At 29.7% G+C, this 16,859-nt stretch carries 15 protein-coding genes and 1 tRNA gene; 6 read left to right on the top strand and 10 right to left on the bottom strand.

What is annotated here, in order from left to right:
- Positions 1-147: 147 nt before the first annotated feature.
- From ACFQZW_RS00885 to ahcY, 3 genes are all read right to left on the bottom strand, one after another.
- The gene (locus ACFQZW_RS00885) at positions 148-1,374 is read right to left on the bottom strand and encodes a serine hydrolase domain-containing protein (protein ID WP_386781300.1); all 1,227 of its coding nucleotides are present in this window, start codon (positions 1,372-1,374) and stop codon (positions 148-150) included.
- A 129-nt stretch (positions 1,375-1,503) separates the two neighbouring features.
- Positions 1,504-1,577 (bottom strand) — tRNA-Ala (locus tag ACFQZW_RS00880).
- 75 nt (positions 1,578-1,652) lie between these two features.
- Positions 1,653-2,969 (bottom strand): adenosylhomocysteinase, encoded by a 1,317-nt coding sequence (gene ahcY / locus ACFQZW_RS00875; RefSeq protein ID WP_298264838.1) that lies wholly within the window; start codon positions 2,967-2,969, stop codon positions 1,653-1,655.
- Between the two features lie 87 nt (positions 2,970-3,056).
- On the opposite strand from ahcY, the gene ACFQZW_RS00870 reads away from it, so the two are divergent.
- The 6 genes from ACFQZW_RS00870 (at position 3,057) to ACFQZW_RS00845 (ending at position 8,925) form a co-directional block, all read left to right on the top strand.
- Complete coding sequence (locus ACFQZW_RS00870; RefSeq protein ID WP_298264837.1) at positions 3,057-3,692, top strand: 4'-phosphopantetheinyl transferase family protein; 636 nt, start codon at positions 3,057-3,059, stop codon at positions 3,690-3,692.
- The gene (locus ACFQZW_RS00865; RefSeq protein ID WP_386781299.1) at positions 3,685-4,401 is read left to right on the top strand and encodes a geranylgeranylglyceryl/heptaprenylglyceryl phosphate synthase; all 717 of its coding nucleotides are present in this window, start codon (positions 3,685-3,687) and stop codon (positions 4,399-4,401) included. Before ACFQZW_RS00870 ends, ACFQZW_RS00865 begins: the two co-directional genes overlap by 8 nt.
- Positions 4,402-4,404: 3 nt before the next feature.
- Positions 4,405-5,037 carry a nicotinamide riboside transporter PnuC gene (pnuC, locus tag ACFQZW_RS00860; protein WP_298286799.1) on the top strand — a complete coding sequence of 211 codons (633 nt, stop codon included), beginning with the start codon at positions 4,405-4,407 and terminating at the stop codon, positions 5,035-5,037.
- Complete coding sequence (locus ACFQZW_RS00855; RefSeq protein ID WP_298264834.1) at positions 4,998-5,597, top strand: ATP-binding protein; 600 nt, start codon at positions 4,998-5,000, stop codon at positions 5,595-5,597. The genes pnuC and ACFQZW_RS00855 overlap by 40 nt, the downstream gene beginning before the upstream one ends.
- Positions 5,594-5,995 (top strand): alternative ribosome rescue aminoacyl-tRNA hydrolase ArfB, encoded by a 402-nt coding sequence (arfB, locus tag ACFQZW_RS00850; RefSeq protein WP_298286797.1) that lies wholly within the window; start codon positions 5,594-5,596, stop codon positions 5,993-5,995. Before ACFQZW_RS00855 ends, arfB begins: the two co-directional genes overlap by 4 nt.
- A gap of 581 nt (positions 5,996-6,576) precedes the next feature.
- Positions 6,577-8,925, top strand: coding sequence for a TonB-dependent receptor (locus ACFQZW_RS00845; protein WP_386781298.1), 2,349 nt, complete (start codon positions 6,577-6,579; stop codon positions 8,923-8,925).
- A 65-nt stretch (positions 8,926-8,990) separates the two neighbouring features.
- Here the strand turns inward: ACFQZW_RS00845 and ACFQZW_RS00840 are convergent, their stop codons facing one another.
- The 7 genes from ACFQZW_RS00840 to ACFQZW_RS00810 all read right to left on the bottom strand — a co-directional run bounded on the left by ACFQZW_RS00840 (position 8,991) and on the right by ACFQZW_RS00810 (position 16,811).
- Positions 8,991-10,301: an NAD(P)/FAD-dependent oxidoreductase gene (locus ACFQZW_RS00840; RefSeq protein WP_386781297.1), complete on the bottom strand. Its 1,311-nt coding sequence runs from the start codon at positions 10,299-10,301 to the stop codon at positions 8,991-8,993.
- 113 nt (positions 10,302-10,414) lie between these two features.
- Positions 10,415-10,693: a heavy-metal-associated domain-containing protein gene (locus tag ACFQZW_RS00835; RefSeq protein ID WP_298264828.1), complete on the bottom strand. Its 279-nt coding sequence runs from the start codon at positions 10,691-10,693 to the stop codon at positions 10,415-10,417.
- Positions 10,694-10,709: 16 nt separating this feature from the next.
- Positions 10,710-11,297, bottom strand: coding sequence for a Tll0287-like domain-containing protein (locus ACFQZW_RS00830; RefSeq protein ID WP_298264827.1), 588 nt, complete (start codon positions 11,295-11,297; stop codon positions 10,710-10,712).
- Positions 11,281-11,691 (bottom strand): rhodanese-like domain-containing protein, encoded by a 411-nt coding sequence (locus ACFQZW_RS00825; protein WP_372802363.1) that lies wholly within the window; start codon positions 11,689-11,691, stop codon positions 11,281-11,283. The genes ACFQZW_RS00830 and ACFQZW_RS00825 overlap by 17 nt, the downstream gene beginning before the upstream one ends.
- 122 nt (positions 11,692-11,813) lie before the next feature.
- Positions 11,814-13,229, bottom strand: a complete 1,416-nt coding sequence (locus tag ACFQZW_RS00820) for an MBL fold metallo-hydrolase (protein WP_298264824.1) — start codon at positions 13,227-13,229, stop codon at positions 11,814-11,816.
- Between the two features lie 110 nt (positions 13,230-13,339).
- The gene (locus tag ACFQZW_RS00815; RefSeq protein ID WP_298286790.1) at positions 13,340-15,100 is read right to left on the bottom strand and encodes a SulP family inorganic anion transporter; all 1,761 of its coding nucleotides are present in this window, start codon (positions 15,098-15,100) and stop codon (positions 13,340-13,342) included.
- Positions 15,084-16,811, bottom strand: a complete 1,728-nt coding sequence (locus ACFQZW_RS00810; protein ID WP_386781296.1) for a SulP family inorganic anion transporter — start codon at positions 16,809-16,811, stop codon at positions 15,084-15,086. The genes ACFQZW_RS00815 and ACFQZW_RS00810 overlap by 17 nt, the downstream gene beginning before the upstream one ends.
- Between the last annotated feature and the right edge of the window lie 48 nt (positions 16,812-16,859).

Genomic DNA, 16,859 nt, shown 5'->3' with positions numbered 1-16,859 from the left:
ATCACCCCTTAATTTATTTAAGCGTTAGCCCTACTTTTGAAATAGGAAAAAGAAATATATGTTATTGTTATTTTATGGGAAATTGCAATGAAAAACCACTCAATTGAGTGGTTTTTTTCAATAGGTTATAACTGAAAGCTTTAAAACCTAATTATAGGTTAAGTTTTCAGCAAACTGTAAATTATCTTTAACAAAATTTTCTTCAACTATTTTTTTTACTTTTTTAGTGAGTGAAGAAATTCCATTATAACTAGTATGTTCTAAAATAATAATCGCTAAATTATCATTTAAATATTGTGTAACTCCTGTTCTAAAACCATTCCATTTACCATGGTGGTAAATCATGTTTTTATCATCTTTATCAATTCTAAAACCAAAACCATACGGAACTTTTCTCCCATACATAGTTTTTCCATAAGAATACATAAGTTTTAACGACTCTTTTGATAGTAGCTCACCGCTATTAAGTGCAAGTATCCACTTATACAAGTCTCTACTTGTTGAATACACATTTTTATCACCTACAATAGCATCATTTATTGTGTTGTTAATTTTTAAATGCCTCCAACCTCTATACAATCTATAACCGTCCAGTTGATTTCCTTTCGCGATATCAACTCCATAACTAAAAATATAGGAATCTTTCATCCCCAGTGGTTCAAAAATATTCTTTTTTACAAAAGTACTAAAACTCATTTCACTAACTTTTTCAACTATTGAAGCTAATACAAAATAACCTGTATTTGAATAATCAAAATTTCTTCCTGGTTTAAAAAACCTTTGCACATTACTAGTTTGTAATAAGTTCATCATCTCGTTATTTGTAGGAGCCTTTTCTTGTTTCCATTTATGTTCGGCAACCCAAAAATACTTTGGTAATCCTGCTGTGTGATTTAGTAAGTTAGTAATGGTAACATTTTTATAAGGGAAGTCTGGAAAAAAACGATTTACAGTATCTGTTAGTTTAATTTTGTTTCTTTCGTATAACAGCATAATTGCTGCGGCTGTAAACTGTTTACTTACTGAAGCCAATTGAAATATTGAAGAAGCATTCAAAGAATCTTTCTTTCTAAAATCAGCATAACCTATTTGTTTTTCGTATAAAATTTTTCCATCTTTTGCTATTAATAAAGAACCATGAAAATCATGTCTTTTATTTATTCTTTGCAATAATGAATCTAATTGTTGACTTACTTTTTTTGTTTGCTTTGCTGGGTATTTTTTTATTTGATGTGCAATTTGTTTCTTTACTGTAGAAGTGATTACATTTTCCGTCTTATCTTCCTTTAAATTTTCTTTTTTTGAAGTGCTGAGTATGAATATACTTAAAAAAATAATTAGGGGTAAAACGGTATATTTAATAAATTTTTTCAAACGAGGTTTAGGGTTTAGCTGGCAAGTTAACAATCTATCTTAATTTTTTCAAAAAACAATTTAAATTTTAACATTTCTTTTAAAACTAAACAAGGCTTTCAGTGTCCTAAAAGCCTTGGTACTAGTAAGTGGAGAAGATGGGAGTCGAACCCACGACCTCTTGACTGCCAGTCAAGCGCTCTAGCCAGCTGAGCTACATCCCCATATAAAGCGCAAAATAATAAAAAAGCTTCATTAAATTTTATAATGAAGCTTTTTTTATCAGAAATTTATAGCTATTAATATCTGTAATATTCTGGCTTATAAGGCCCTTCAACTTTTACTCCAATATATTTTGCTTGGTCTTCACGAAGGGTTTCTAATTCAACTCCAATTTTTGCCAAATGTAACCGAGCAACTTTTTCATCTAAATGTTTTGGCAACATATAAACTTTATTTTCATAAGCTTCTCTGTTATTCCATAATTCTAATTGAGCCAATGTTTGGTTGGTAAATGAATTACTCATCACAAAACTTGGATGCCCTGTAGCACAACCTAAGTTAACTAAACGTCCTTCAGCTAATACAATAATTTCATTTTCACCTAAAGTATATTTATCAACTTGAGGTTTAATTTCAACTTTCGTAGATCCATAATTTTTGTTCAACCAAGCCATATCAATTTCATTATCAAAATGTCCAATATTACAAACAATGGTTTTATCTTTCATTGCTTCAAAATGTTGTTCTTGAACTATATCTTTGTTTCCTGTAGTTGTAATAATAATGTCGGCATTTCCAACAATGGTATCTAATTTTTTTACTTCAAAACCATCCATAGCAGCCTGTAATGCACAAATTGGATCAATTTCAGTAATAGTAACAATAGAACCAGCTCCTCTAAACGAAGCTGCTGTTCCTTTACCAACATCTCCATATCCACAAACCACCACACGTTTACCCGCTAACATTACATCAGTAGCTCTTCTAATAGCATCAACAGAACTTTCTCTACATCCATATTTATTATCAAACTTAGATTTTGTTACAGAGTCATTTACATTTATGGCTGGCATAGGTAATGTTCCTGCTTTCATTCTATCATATAAACGATGAACTCCTGTTGTAGTTTCCTCAGATAACCCTTTAATCCCTTTCGCTAATTCAGGGTATTTATCTAACACCATATTGGTTAAATCTCCTCCATCATCTAAAATTAAGTTTAAAGGTTTTTTATCTTCGCCAAAGAACAATGTTTGTTCAATACACCAATCAAATTCTTCTTCCGTCATTCCTTTCCACGCGTACACAGATATCCCAGCGGCTGCAATTGCTGCTGCTGCTTGATCTTGAGTTGAAAATATATTACAAGAACTCCAAGTAACTTCGGCTCCTAAATCCACCAACGTTTCAATTAAAACAGCTGTTTGTATCGTCATGTGTAAACATCCTGCAATTCTTGCCCCTTTTAAAGGCTTTTGCCCTTTATACTCTTCTCTTAAACTCATTAAACCAGGCATTTCAGCCTCTGCCAATTGAATTTCTTTACGTCCCCATTCAGCAAGATTGATATCTTTTACTTTATATTTTACGTAAGTTGATGTTTCTGTACTCATATTTATTAAATTTGTTTTTTTATTTATAAACAAAAAAATGTTTGTTTACGATTTTGCAAAAGTACGAAATACCTTTTAAAAAACTAAATGCCTTTATTTAAAACCATTAGACCTAATAAGTATACTTCAATTTATGTTTGGAAAATTGAAGAATCTTTTGATGAATTAGCATTGTCAGTATCATTAACTAATAGAAGTAAAGATAGATTACTTTCAATGAAGTCTGAACTGCACCAACGCGGCTTTTTAAGTGTTCGACATTTATTAAAAGAAGCTGGTTATACTGATTTTGATTTATTGTATAACGGAAATGGGAAGCCTCATTTAAAAGATAACAAGCATATTTCAATCACCCATTCTTTTACATTTTCAGCACTTATAATTAGTGATGTTGAAGTTGGAATTGATATTGAAAAAAACAGAGAAAAAATAAAAATCATCCAACATAAATTTGTCAATTTTGAAAGAGGTTTTATACATAAAGATGATGACTATTTAGAACAATTAACTGTTATTTGGGGAGCAAAAGAAAGTTTGTATAAAATTTATCCTTATGGAGGGCTTACTTTTAAAAATGATATAGATATTGATTCATTCAAAATTTCTGACAAAAAAACAACTGGTTATATAAAAGCAACGGATTGGGATAAAAAATACCGTATTTATTTTGAACAATTGGGAGGTTTTACCTTAGTTTATGCAATAGATAATTACCATGAGTAAATCCATTATTGCATCCATAAAAAAAGCTTCCAAAGAAGGAAAAAAGTTATTAGCTATTCTTATAGATCCTGAAAAAGTTATTGTAGATGAAATTCCATCAATAACTCAAAAAATTGAAGGCTTAAATGCCAATTATATTTTTATTGGTGGTAGTACTGTAAAAAAAGAAGTAACGGAGATTGTAACTAAAAAAATTAAAGAAAACACGAAAATCCCTTTAATTTTATTCCCTGGAGATTACACCCAAATTAGCAATAGCGCAGACGCTTTATTGTTTTTATCGCTGCTTTCAGGTAGAAATCCAGAATATTTAATTGAACAACAAATTAAAGCGGTTCCATTTTTAAAAAACTCTACTTTAGAAATCATTCCTACAGGCTATATTTTAATAGATGGCGGAACAATTTCTTCAGTACTAAAAGTAAGTAAAACAACTGCAATACCTCAAGAAAATATTGAATTAGCTGTTTCAACAGCGATTGCTGGAATGTATAAAGGAAAACAACTTATTTATTTAGAAGCTGGTAGTGGTGCAAAAAAACCAGTAAACTCTAAATTAATATCCACAGTAAAACAACATATTTCAATTCCTTTAATTGTTGGAGGAGGTATAAAATCAAAAAAACAATTACAAAATGCTTATAAAAGCGGAGCCGATTTAGTGGTAATTGGTACTGCTTTTGAAAACAATTTAGATTTAGCTATTTAAAATATGAATGAAATTTTCAATTATCTTTTTGGTCAATATCATGAATACGAAACTTTAGACATTGTATTAGAAATTATTGCTGTTATTTTCGGCTTTTTATCTGTCTGGTATTCAAAAAACAATAAAATATGGGTATATCCAACAGGAATGATTAGTACCAGTATTTTTGTTTATCTATTATTAAAATGGGGGCTACTTGGTGATATGATGATTAATGCCTATTACTTTATTATGAGTATTTATGGTTGGTATATTTGGACTCGAAAAGTTGATGCTACTCATAACACACCTATTACAAAAACAACTAAAAAAGAAAACTCATTTTCCATTCTTATTTTTATTGCAACTTTAATTTTTGTTTTTGTAATCTATAAAAGCTTTGATAAATGGACAAGTTGGGTTGCCTATGTTGATACTATAACCACTGCTATATTTTTTGTTGGAATGTGGTTAATGGCTAGAAAAAAAATTGAAAATTGGATTTATTGGATTATCGGTGACATTATTTCTGTTCCTTTATATTTTTATAAAGGATTTACTTTTACAAGTTTTCAATACCTTATATTTACTATTATTGCAATTTATGGATACCTAAAATGGAAAAAACTCTTAAACAAACCGATAGAAATATTGTAAAAGTAGTATTATTTGGACCTGAAAGTACGGGTAAAACTACTTTATCTAAACAATTGGCTCGCCATTACAATACGGTTTGGGTTCCTGAATATGCACGTGAATATTTGCAGAACAAATGGAACAATGAACGTAAAACTTGTGAAAATTCAGATTTGCTTCCTATTGCTTACGGACAAATGGAATTAGAAAACAAATTAGCTGCAAAAGCGGATAGAATTTTAATTTGTGATACAGATTTATTAGAAACCAAAGTATATTCTGAAGAGTTTTATGGGGGTTTTGTTGATACTAAACTAGAAAAAGCTGCAAAACAAAACACTTACGATTTATATCTACTAACCTATATAGATACTCCTTGGGAAGAAGATGATATCAGAGACCGACCTAATGAACGCCTAGAAATGTTTAATGCCTTTGAAAATGCGTTAAAAAAAAATAATCGTCCATATATTTTACTTACTGGAAGTAAAAAAAACAGATTTAATTTTGCTGTAGAAGAAATCAATAAAATTTTAAACTCCAAGCACAACCTACAAAGATTTCCTACTCCAAAAAAATGAATACTCAAGCACTAATAAAAGAACTCAAATTTAAAGCCGTTAAAAGTAGCGGTGCTGGCGGGCAACATGTAAATAAAGTTTCCACCAAAGTTGAACTAGTTTTTGACCTTCAAAATTCTTCTGAATTTACCAAAGAAGAAAAAGAATTACTACTTCAAAAATTAAAAAATAAACTCACCAAAGAAAACAGTTTACTTTTAAGTTGTGATGAGAGCAGAAGTCAACATAAAAATAAAGAACTAGTAATACAACGTTTTTTAAAATTAATTGAAAATTCATTAAAAGTTCCAAAAAAAAGAAAAGCCACAAAACCAAGCAAATCAAGTATTGAAAAAAGAATTGATAAAAAGAAAAAACAAGCCTATAAAAAGGCTTTCCGAAGAAAGCCTGAATTGTAATTTATTAAGATATTTCTATATCTTTTAGTAGCCTCTCTACCGAGTGAGAAACTCCTTCATACTTCTTAAAAACCCATTTTTAAAAGGAATATATCAAAACCAAACTGCCGATTCTAAAAAAATATCTGTTCCATTTATTAATTTTAAAGCTACTGGCAAACAAACAATAACCAAAATAAAACTTAAATAATAACTCCATTTTTAAACTTGAATAAATTGCATTTTGTTTTTTTGCAAATTGCTCTAAAGTGCTCTATAATTTCCTGTTGAAGTATTTATTTTTTTCATCCTAATAAATTGTTTTTAAAAATAAAATGGGTAAAACTAGATAAAATAAAATTGAAAAATGTATTGCTTATTAATTTATATAGGGTAAATTTGCAGTGTCTCAAAAGGGGTGCCTAAAACGGCTGAGATCAAACCCATTGAACCTGAACAGATAATGCTGTTAAGGGATGTTCAAACAAAAATTATGTTTGGAAACAATAAATAATTATTCAAAACATCGATTAATTACCTCTTTTTAAATCGTTTTATTTTATACATAAATGAAACCATTTTTAAAATTGAAATTTAAAAAAGTGAAGAGCTTAGTAGCTTTTTTAATTATTGTATTTTCTTTAAATGCAAATGCACAAGAATTCTTTACACTCTCCGGGAAAGTAACTGATGGAAACAATCCGTTACCAGGTGCTAGTGTGTTAATTAAAGGAACTAGTAAAGGAGTAACCTCCGATTTTGATGGGAACTTTAAGTTAAACTTAAAAAAAGGTGTTTATACTTTGGTTGTTAGTATTATTAGTCAACCTAAAGAAGTAACTGTTAACCTTACTAAAGATACATTCATTTCAATTAATATGTCCGACAGCTTTGTAAGCTTGGATGAAGTATTAGTTTCCGCTGTACGCGTTAAGCCATCGTCTCCTGTCACGCATAACAATATTTCAAAAGAAGAATTAGAAAAGCGTAATTTAGGTCAGGACATTCCTATGTTACTTAATTATTTACCTTCAGTCACTAGCTCTTCAGATGCAGGTGCTGGAATTGGATACACTTATATTAGAGTTAGAGGATCTGATGCATCACGAATCAATGTAACTTTAAACGGAATCCCTTATAACGATACTGAAAGTCAAGGTACATTTTGGGTAAATTTAGGTGACTTTACTTCATCAACTCAAAGTATGCAATTACAAAGAGGTGTTGGAACTTCAACCAATGGTTCTGGTGCTTTTGGGGCTAGTTTAAATTTATTAACTGATGCTATTTCTGAAAATGCTTATGGAGAAATTAGTAGTGCTTTTGGCTCTTATAATACTCAAAAACATACTGTAAAATTTAGTACTGGTAAAATTAATGACCATATTGAAATTGCTGGTAGATTTTCCAAAATTGATTCTGATGGTTATATTGATAGAGCTTTTTCTGATTTAAAATCCTATTTCTTACAAGGCTCCTATGTAGATGATAATACCTTGATAAAGGCTATTACTTTTGGAAATAAGGAAAAAACTTATCAGGCTTGGTATGGACTAACTGCTGAAGAACTTAAAGAAGACAGAAAACAAAACCCTTATACTTATGAAAATGAAACTGATAATTATTGGCAAGATCATTATCAACTACATTGGAATGAAAAATTAAACCATAATTGGTCTACAAACCTTGGGTTAAATTACACCAAAGGAAAAGGGTATTTTGAACAATACAAAGAAGGTAGTGCTGTGTCAAAATACAACAATATAGTTGAAGCTACTGGAACAGATTGGTACGGAAGTCCTGCAACTGATCTTATTGTTAGAAGATGGCTAGACAACGATTTTTATGTGTTAAATTTCAATGCCAATTACAAAAATGAAGCATATGAAGTTATTTCTGGAATTTCAGCCAGTAATTATACTGGAGACCATTTTGGAGAAGTAATTTGGGCCAAACAATTTGCTGAAAATGCCAATATTAGAGATCGTTATTATTTTAGCGATGCTACAAAAAATGAATTTAGTATTTACTCAAAAGCTTCCTTTAAATTAAACGAAAATTTAAGTGGTTTAGTTGATTTACAAGGACGATTTGTGAATTACAAAACTGATGGTTTAACCTCTGATAGAAATACTTTAGATATTGATAAATCTTATAGTTTTTTCAATCCAAAATTTGGATTAACTTATAAAATTAACAATACAAATAGTATTTACACCTCATATGCCAGAGCAAACAGAGAACCAAATAGAGACGATTTTAAAAACGGTTCTGATGTTCAAAATGAAGTATTAAACGATTTTGAATTGGGTTGGCGTTTAAAAAACGAAAAAGTAGTTTTAAATACCAATGTATATTATATGTTGTATAAAAATCAATTAATTCAAACAGGTGGTTTAAATGATGTTGGAGAATATTTACGTGAAAATGTTGAAGATAGTTATCGTTTCGGATTAGAAGTTGATGCTAATATAGTTCTTTCTAATAAGCTTTCTATGAGACCAAACATCACTATAAGTTCAAATAAAATTAAAAACTTTATTTTAGAAAGAGATGATACTAGTAAAAATATAGGAACTACAAATATTGCTTTTTCTCCAAATATTATTGCAGGAAACTATTTAAATTATCAACCTGTTGAAAGTTTAACTATTAACTTTTTATCAAAATTTGTTGGAGAACAATACTTAAGCAATACAGATACAGAAGCCTCAAAATTAGATAGCTATTTTACTAGCGATTTAAATTTAACTTATGAAATAAAACCAAAATCTACTTTTAAATCTATTGTATTATCAGCACTCGTAAACAATATTTTTAACAAAGAATATGTGGATAGAGGTTACACCTATTTAGATTATTGGTCTACACCTGGAACTTCTTTTGAAGTTCAAGGGTACTACCCACAAGCTACTAGAAACTTTTTAGTTGGAGCTACCTTCAAGTTTTAATTGAGGAAAATTATTGGAAAAGAGAAAGCCTAAAGTTGTACTTTAGGCTTTTTTATAATTTAATTTTACACTTCAATTCCTTTCATCATTTTGTTCCAATATAAATATGGAAGTCCATATTTTTTGAGCATCCATAAACGCCAATGTTCTTTTGAAGAATCAGAAATCATTAATGGGAATTGTTTTAGTTTTGGGTCTGGCTCAAAATTTTGACTGTAATCAAATTCGGCTAAAACCATTTTTCCATAACCTGTAACTAAAGGACATGAGGTATATCCTTCATATTGTTTGGTATCTAATGTGTTTACTTCAATTAATTTTAAAATATTGGCCACAACAACTGGTGCTTGTTTTCTAATTGCAGCTCCAGTTTTAGATGTTGGTAAGTTTGAAACATCACCTAAACTAAAAATATTAGGGTATTTAACGTGCTGCATAGTACCTTTATCTACATCCACCCAGCCAGTTTCAGAGGCTAGTGGAGATTTAATTATAAAATCGGGTGCACTTTGAGGAGGAGCTAAATGCATCATGTCAAAATAAATACCATACCTATCTCCACTTCTTGTCACTTTAACATCTTTATAATTATATTGAATGTCTTTATCCAATGATTTTTCATCTCCATCTGCAATAGTTACGCAACCTCCAGCAGTTATATCCTTTTCAATTTCATACCAAGCAATTTTTTTATCGGGATCAACTTTAACTAGTTTATGAAAAAATCGAACATTGATATCTTTTTTATCAATAACCTCCATTAAGGTATCTGCAATAACTTTTACTCCAAATATAGAACCGCTCGGCAATGCAAAAACAATATCAGTATGTTCTCTTAATTCTCTTTTTCTGAAATATTCATCTGCTAAATACATTATTTTTTGTGGTGCCCCTCCACATTTAATTGGAGTAGCTGGTTGCGTAAATAAAGCGGTACCTCCTTTAAATTTTTTAAGAGTTTCCCAAGTTTGTTTAGGATTTGTATAATTACTACAAACAATACCTCTATCCATAGCTTCTTTTAAGCCTGAAATCATTTCAGGAGCAATTTTTAAACCAGGTGCTACTACTAAATAATCGTAAGTATATTCCGCTCCATTTTTAGTAATTACTCTATTATTTTCTGGCTCAAATTTATCTGCAAATTCTCTAATCCATTCAACTCCTTTAGGAATTAATGAACCCATAGGCTTTGCTGTTTTTTCAAAACTATAAGTATTCGCGCCAACTAAGGTCCAAGCTGGTTGATAATAATGTGTATCCGAAGGTTCAATAATAGCGATATTTACCGATTTACTTTTTCTTTTAAGCATCGAAGCCACCATAATTCCTGCTGTACCTCCACCAATGATAAGTATTTGAAAATGTTTGAGCATATGATTAATTTTATGTTACACAACTTTTTAAGTTTGGAAATTAACCAAAAAAAAATCGTTTATTGTGATTAAAGTCACAATAAACGATTTTAAAATTTCATCATAAATTATTCTTATTCAGTGTCTGATGACATTCTACCAGTTGCGCAACTTACAAAAGATTTTGCTTTATGTATAATTGTATTTGAGTCTCCAACTTCAGGATACCCCATGGTTCCTAATTTATTTTTAACCTCATTAATTATTGAACTATCTATAATGTCAACAGTTACTTTTGAAGTTTCCAAATCAACTGAAACGTTGCTTACTCCATCAATTAAAAGCAATCCTTTTTTTATTGAATTTGCACAACCTCCACATTTTAAATTTAATATTTCTAATGTTGTTATCATATTTATCTATTCTTTATTAATTTTTAAAAGTAATGCTCCAAATTCCTCTTAAATCTCCTTCATTATAACCAATTGCCTCATCATTTGGGTATAAAGATTTAATAATTGAATCCGTCTTTATTGTTACCGTTTCTTTAACTTTTCCATGACAAACTAAACAGTTAGCTTTTATTATTATTGGGGCGTAAAAGTGTTTTTGGCTATTGTTATTTAACTCTACAATTGGAGAAAGTCTTTCATTTTCAGTCATCAATTTCTCAAATATTTGAATCACTTCGAGTTCTCTATCAGTTGCTCTATTTCTAGAATTTCTTAATTTATTAGAAGTTCTTTTAATTTCAACATTGTATTTTTCTGACATTTCTTTTGTTAATGGTAAAGCTTCTATATTACAAAAAGGAATTGCTTTCTCAATTCCTCCCAATTGCATCTGTTCCATTAATTTACCACTTAGTTCCTTAAATGAGGCTTGTGCAATTTCTTTTCCTTTGTTAGAATATTCCAGTTTTTCTTTTTTTGATAATGAGGAGTTTTTACAAGAAACAACCCCTAAAACCAGAAGAATTATAATACTATTTCTTAACATTTTATTTAACAATTTCATGATTAGTTTTAGCCCAGTTTAAAATCCCTCCTTGTAAATCATAAACTTGTTCAAACCCCAATTTTGATATTTTTTTTGAAGCTGAAGAAGTTCTATTACCCGACCTACAATACATAAAAATTGGCTTAGTTTTATCTAATTTAGAAATTTCATCTAAAAAATTCTTGTCAAAATAATTAATATTAACTGCTCCATCAATATGTCCTTCTAAAAATTCATTTGGTGTTCTAATATCAATAATTGTTTTATTTATAGATTTCTCTTTAAATTCTTTGGGTGTAACCACATTAATTTCACCAAATTCAGTGATGGTTTTTGAAGCTTTTTTATTGTTACAATTTACATTCAATAACGCTAAAAATAACAATAATGATAATTTAATAGTAGTTTTCATGAGTTTTTGATTTTTTACAAAAGTAAAGTTACACTAAAATTCATATAGTAACCATTGTTACTTTATTTAAATAAAAAAAGGGAGTTCTAAAACTCCCTAATTATTAAATTAAAAAAGAACATTTACAGTAATGTTGTTGGGCAAACATACTCTGTTAGTTTAGCTCCAGTATCTTTTATATCTTTAAAACCACCTCTTACATCTGTCACATTATTGACTCCATTAGCTTTGAAAATAGATGCTGCAATTAATGAACGATAACCACTAGCACAGTGTAACACATAATTTTTATCCGATTTAATTTCTGCAAAATTTGAATGAATAAAGTCTAAAGGAAAATTATCAACCCCTACTACATGTTCAGATTGATATTCTGATTCTTTTCTAACATCAAGAGCAACTTCAATACTTCCTTCTTTTAGCTTATTTGCAAACTGAACAGCTGAAATAGAACCAATTTTATCCACTTTATAACCAGCTGCTAACCACGCATGTATACCTCCTCTTAAATACCCTAAAGTATTGTCATATCCAACACGAGAAAAACGTGTTACTACTTCGTGTTCTCTTCCTCCTTCTGCAATAAAAATAATTTTTTGATTGATATCCGTAATCAATGCTCCAACCCAAGGAGCAAAACCTCCATCTACACCTATGTACCAAGCTCCAGGAACTGTACCTTCTTCAGTATATTCATCTTTTGAACGAGTATCAATGACTAATATATCTTCTTGTTCACTCATTTCTTTAAAAGTAGCAGCATCAATTGGAGTTGTTCCTCTATGCAAAATTTCATCAATACTAGTATTTACCCCTTTATTCATTCTAACATTATTGCCAAAGTATTGGGGAGCAGGTTTTAAGCCCGTTGTTACTTCTTTAATAAATTCTTCTTTTGTCATATCTGCTCTTAAGGCATAATTGGTTTTCTTTTGATTTCCTAAAGTATCAAAAGTTTCAGAGCTCATATTTTTTCCACAAGCAGAACCAGCACCATGGTTAGGATAAACAACAATATCATCAGGTAATGTCATTATTTTATTTCTTAATGAATCAAACAAATGACCTGCTAAATCTTCTTGAGTTAAGTCTGATTTTACTGCTAAATCAGGTCTACCAACATCTCCAATAAATAAACAATCTCCTGTAAATACGTAAGGTGTATTTCCATCTTTATCAATTAATAAATAGGATGAAGATTCCATAGTATGACCTGGAGTATGTAATAGTTTTAAAGTAACATTACCAATTTTAAATTGCTCTCCATCTTTTCCTTGATGAATTTCGTAATGAGGATTTGCATTTGGACCAAATACAATAGTTGCTCCAGTTTTTTTAGCTAAATCAACTTGACCAGACACAAAATCAGCATGAAAGTGTGTTAAAAAAACATATTTAATTCTAGCTCCATCAGCCTTAGCCATCTCAATATAGGGTTCAGTCTCTCTTAAAGGATCAATTATGGCAGCTTCTCCATTTGACTCAATATAGTAAGCCATTTCTGCCAAACAGCCGGTAAATAATTGTTCTACTTTCATAATTATCTGATTTTTATTTTATTAAACTTAGTACGTAGTTTTCCAAAACTACAAGAAACAACGTATTTTTATGTAATTAAGGTTACATAATAAAAATTATTTTGATTTTTTTAACGATTTGTTTGTTTTATATATTCAAAATATTTCACTTCAATTTCTTTATTCTTTTTTCTTTCTTCAAATGCATCAACTGCTTCTTGAATGCTCATAAAGCAACTTTCTAATCCTATTTTTCTTATAACACCCGCTTTACTTAATACATCTCTAACTGGTCCCTTTAAGCCTGAAAAAGACAATTCAATTCCTAACTTTTCATATTTGGTTATTACATCTTTTAACGTGTATATTGCTGAGCTATCAACACTATTAATACTTTCACCATCAACAATAATTAACTTTAATTTATTTCCTTTTTGAGCAGCGTATTCATCTAACTTATCTTTAAAGTATTGTACATTAGCAAAGTATAATTGAGCATCAAACCTTAAAATAAGAATTTCATCTTTGGTTTCCAATAAACCTTCAAATCTTGATAAATTTCTATAAAAATGAGTATTAGGTACTTTTCCTAAAATTGCAATATGAGGTTTGGTACTTCTATATATTAACATAGAAATTGATAAAACTATCCCAGTTAATATTCCTTCCTTTATTCCAATTGTTGCAGTAATTATCAAGGTTATATTCAATATTATTAATTCTCTTTTTGAATAACTAAGTAACTGTTTTGGCACTGTAAAATCTAACAACCCAAAAACAGCTACTATAATTATTGCTGCTAAAATTGCTTTGGGCAAATAATAAAATAATGGAGTAAAGTACATCAATGTAAGACCAACCACAAATGCTGCTATTAAACTAGCTAAAGGAGTTTTGGCTCCAACTTGATTGTTTACAGCCGTTCTAGATAAACCACCAGTGGCTGGGTATGTTTGAAAAAAAGAACCCACTAAATTTCCAAATCCAATAGCTATTAATTCTTTATTGGGTTCTACTTTATAATTAGTATGTTTTAATTCAATTGCTTTTGCTACAGATATCGCTTCCAAAAACGCAATAAATGCTAACGTTAGTGCTATTGGGTATAATTCCATAATTACTTTAAAATTAAAATTTAACATTTTAAAACTTGGTAAACCCTTAGGAATTTCGCCCACAATTTTAACTCCAGACTGTTCTAAATTAAATATTTTAACTAAAAGTATGCCTAATACTACTACAATTAATGCCGCTGGAATTTTTTTAGAATACTTTTTAAAATACACTAAAATAATTATTGAAATAGCCCCAATTAAAAAAGTTTTCCATTCAATATCACTAATATTAGTGTAAGCATCTACAATTAAATTTTGAATTTTATTATTTCTTTGAATATTAACACCTAGTAAGTGTTTTAACTGATTTAGTCCTATAATTAATGCCGCAGCAGATGTAAACCCACTTATAACAGGTCTTGATAAAAAATTTACCAAAAATCCCAATTTAAATACACCAAAAATAATTTGCATTAAGCCCATTAAGAAAGCTAATAAAATAGCAAACTCAATAAAATTTTCTGTTCCAATTTGTGCTAATGTTGCCACCCCAGAGGCTACAATTAAAGAATCCATTGCTACTGGCCCTACAGCTAATTGTCTAGAAGTTCCTAAAAAAGCATAAACAATTTGTGGTATCATTGCTGTGTATAAACCGTAAATAGGAGGCAAACCTGCAATCATTGCATAAGCAATTCCTTGAGGTATTAACATAATTCCAATGGTTAATCCTGCATTAATGTCACCTTTTAACCATTCTTTCTTATAGTTTGGCAACCATTGTAAACTTGGAATAAAATGTTTAATCATTACTTGTTGTTCATACTTTACATTCATTAAATAATTTAACCTTACAACTTAAGCATTGTTCTTTGTTTAACTTTTTAAAAATTGTTGAAATAGCTGTGTTTTTATCTTTAAAGAAATTTTGAGATCCAATAGTTTGAATAAACCCTCCTTTTTTAAGAACATCTTGACTTATAATTTTTAAACCAACAAAATAAATTCCTCCTCCTCTCTTTTGCCACTTTAAAACCTCATGGGTAATCCATTCAGCCCCTGCTACGTCTATAAAATTAATACCATTTGCGATAATAAGTAAATGTTTATAGTCGTTCTTGTCATACAACTCAGCAAAATAATTTGAGATACCATCTACAGCTCCAAAATATAAAGAACCGTCAATTCTAATCATTTTTAATTGTGGACATTCTTCAGCTGAGTCATCTCTAATTAAATTAATAAATTTATCTGCACTATTTTTTCCAAATACAGCTATGTTTGGTTTTGAAGTTCTTTCTAGATAAAAAAACAGTGAAATTATTATTCCTAAAAATAGGGCAATCTCTAATTCCAAAAATAAAGTTCCCAAAAGAGTAACCATCAAAACAATAAATTCTCGTTTACTGCTTTTTGTAATTTTCTTAATATGTTCAAAATCTATTAAATTATAGCCTACCAATAAAATAATACCACCCATAGCTGGTTTAGGTAAGTGCGATGCAAATTTGGCAAAAAATAAAACCACTAACATTAAACCTATTGCAGATATAATGGCTGAAAATGGTGTTTTAGCTCCTGCTTGGTAATTTACACCTGATCTTGTAAATGAGCCTGAACTTGCATAAGAAGAGAAAAAACTAGAAATAATATTTGACAATCCTTGGCCTATAAACTCTTGATTATTATCTAATTTTTGATGAGAATGTAAGGCTACTGCTCTCGCAATTGAAACGGCTTCAACCAAACCTAGTAAAGCTAAAGTAATTGCACCTGTAGTTAACAAACGCATATCTTCAAAATTAAAATCTGGTACTTTAAATGGTGGTAAATTAGAAGGTACATTTCCTACGGTTTCAATCCCATGTAAAGAACCTCCTAAAAGAATTGCCAAAACGCTTCCCAACACCATCGCTATTAACATGTATAATCTTGAAATGTATTTGATTTTTTTTATTACAAATGCAATTAAAAGAGTACCTAATGCAACCCCTAAAACATATAAATTAGTTTCTTGTATGTGTAAAATGATATAATCTATAATTTCGTAGAACGAACTTCCTAATGGAACTTCTATACCAAAAACATATTTTAATTGTTTAAAAGCGATTAAAATTCCTGCTCCAGCAGCAAAGCCTATTACAACAGAATGTGAAACAAAATTTACTAGTTTACCCATTTTAGCAAAGCCCATTACTAGTTTTATAACTCCTGCCATAAATGATAACAGTATTGCTAATGAAATAAAAGCTTCCATCTCAGATTCAGGGTTTGCAAATTTACTTATTACTGCAAATACAACTATAGAACTTGTGGTTGTTGGTCCAGAAATTAAATGAAATGATGAGCCAAATAATGCAGCTATTAAAGGGGTTATCATTGCGGTATAAAAACCATATATTGGAGGTAAACCAGCAATCATAGCAAATGCTACTGCTTGAGGTATCACAATAATGGTTCCTGTAATACCTGCAATTATATCATCTTTCCAAGTGTCTTTTATTAAAGGCAACCATATTAAAAAAGGGAATAGTTTTTTTAAACTCATAGCTAAGTTTATGCTAATTATCACTACAAAAGTACAGCGATAAAAATT

Origin of the sequence: Lutibacter aestuarii, assembly GCF_042676885.1 — a bacterium.
Taxonomy (GTDB): Bacteria; Bacteroidota; Bacteroidia; order Flavobacteriales; family Flavobacteriaceae; genus Lutibacter; species Lutibacter aestuarii.
This window is presented reverse-complemented; position numbering and strand designations above follow the sequence as displayed.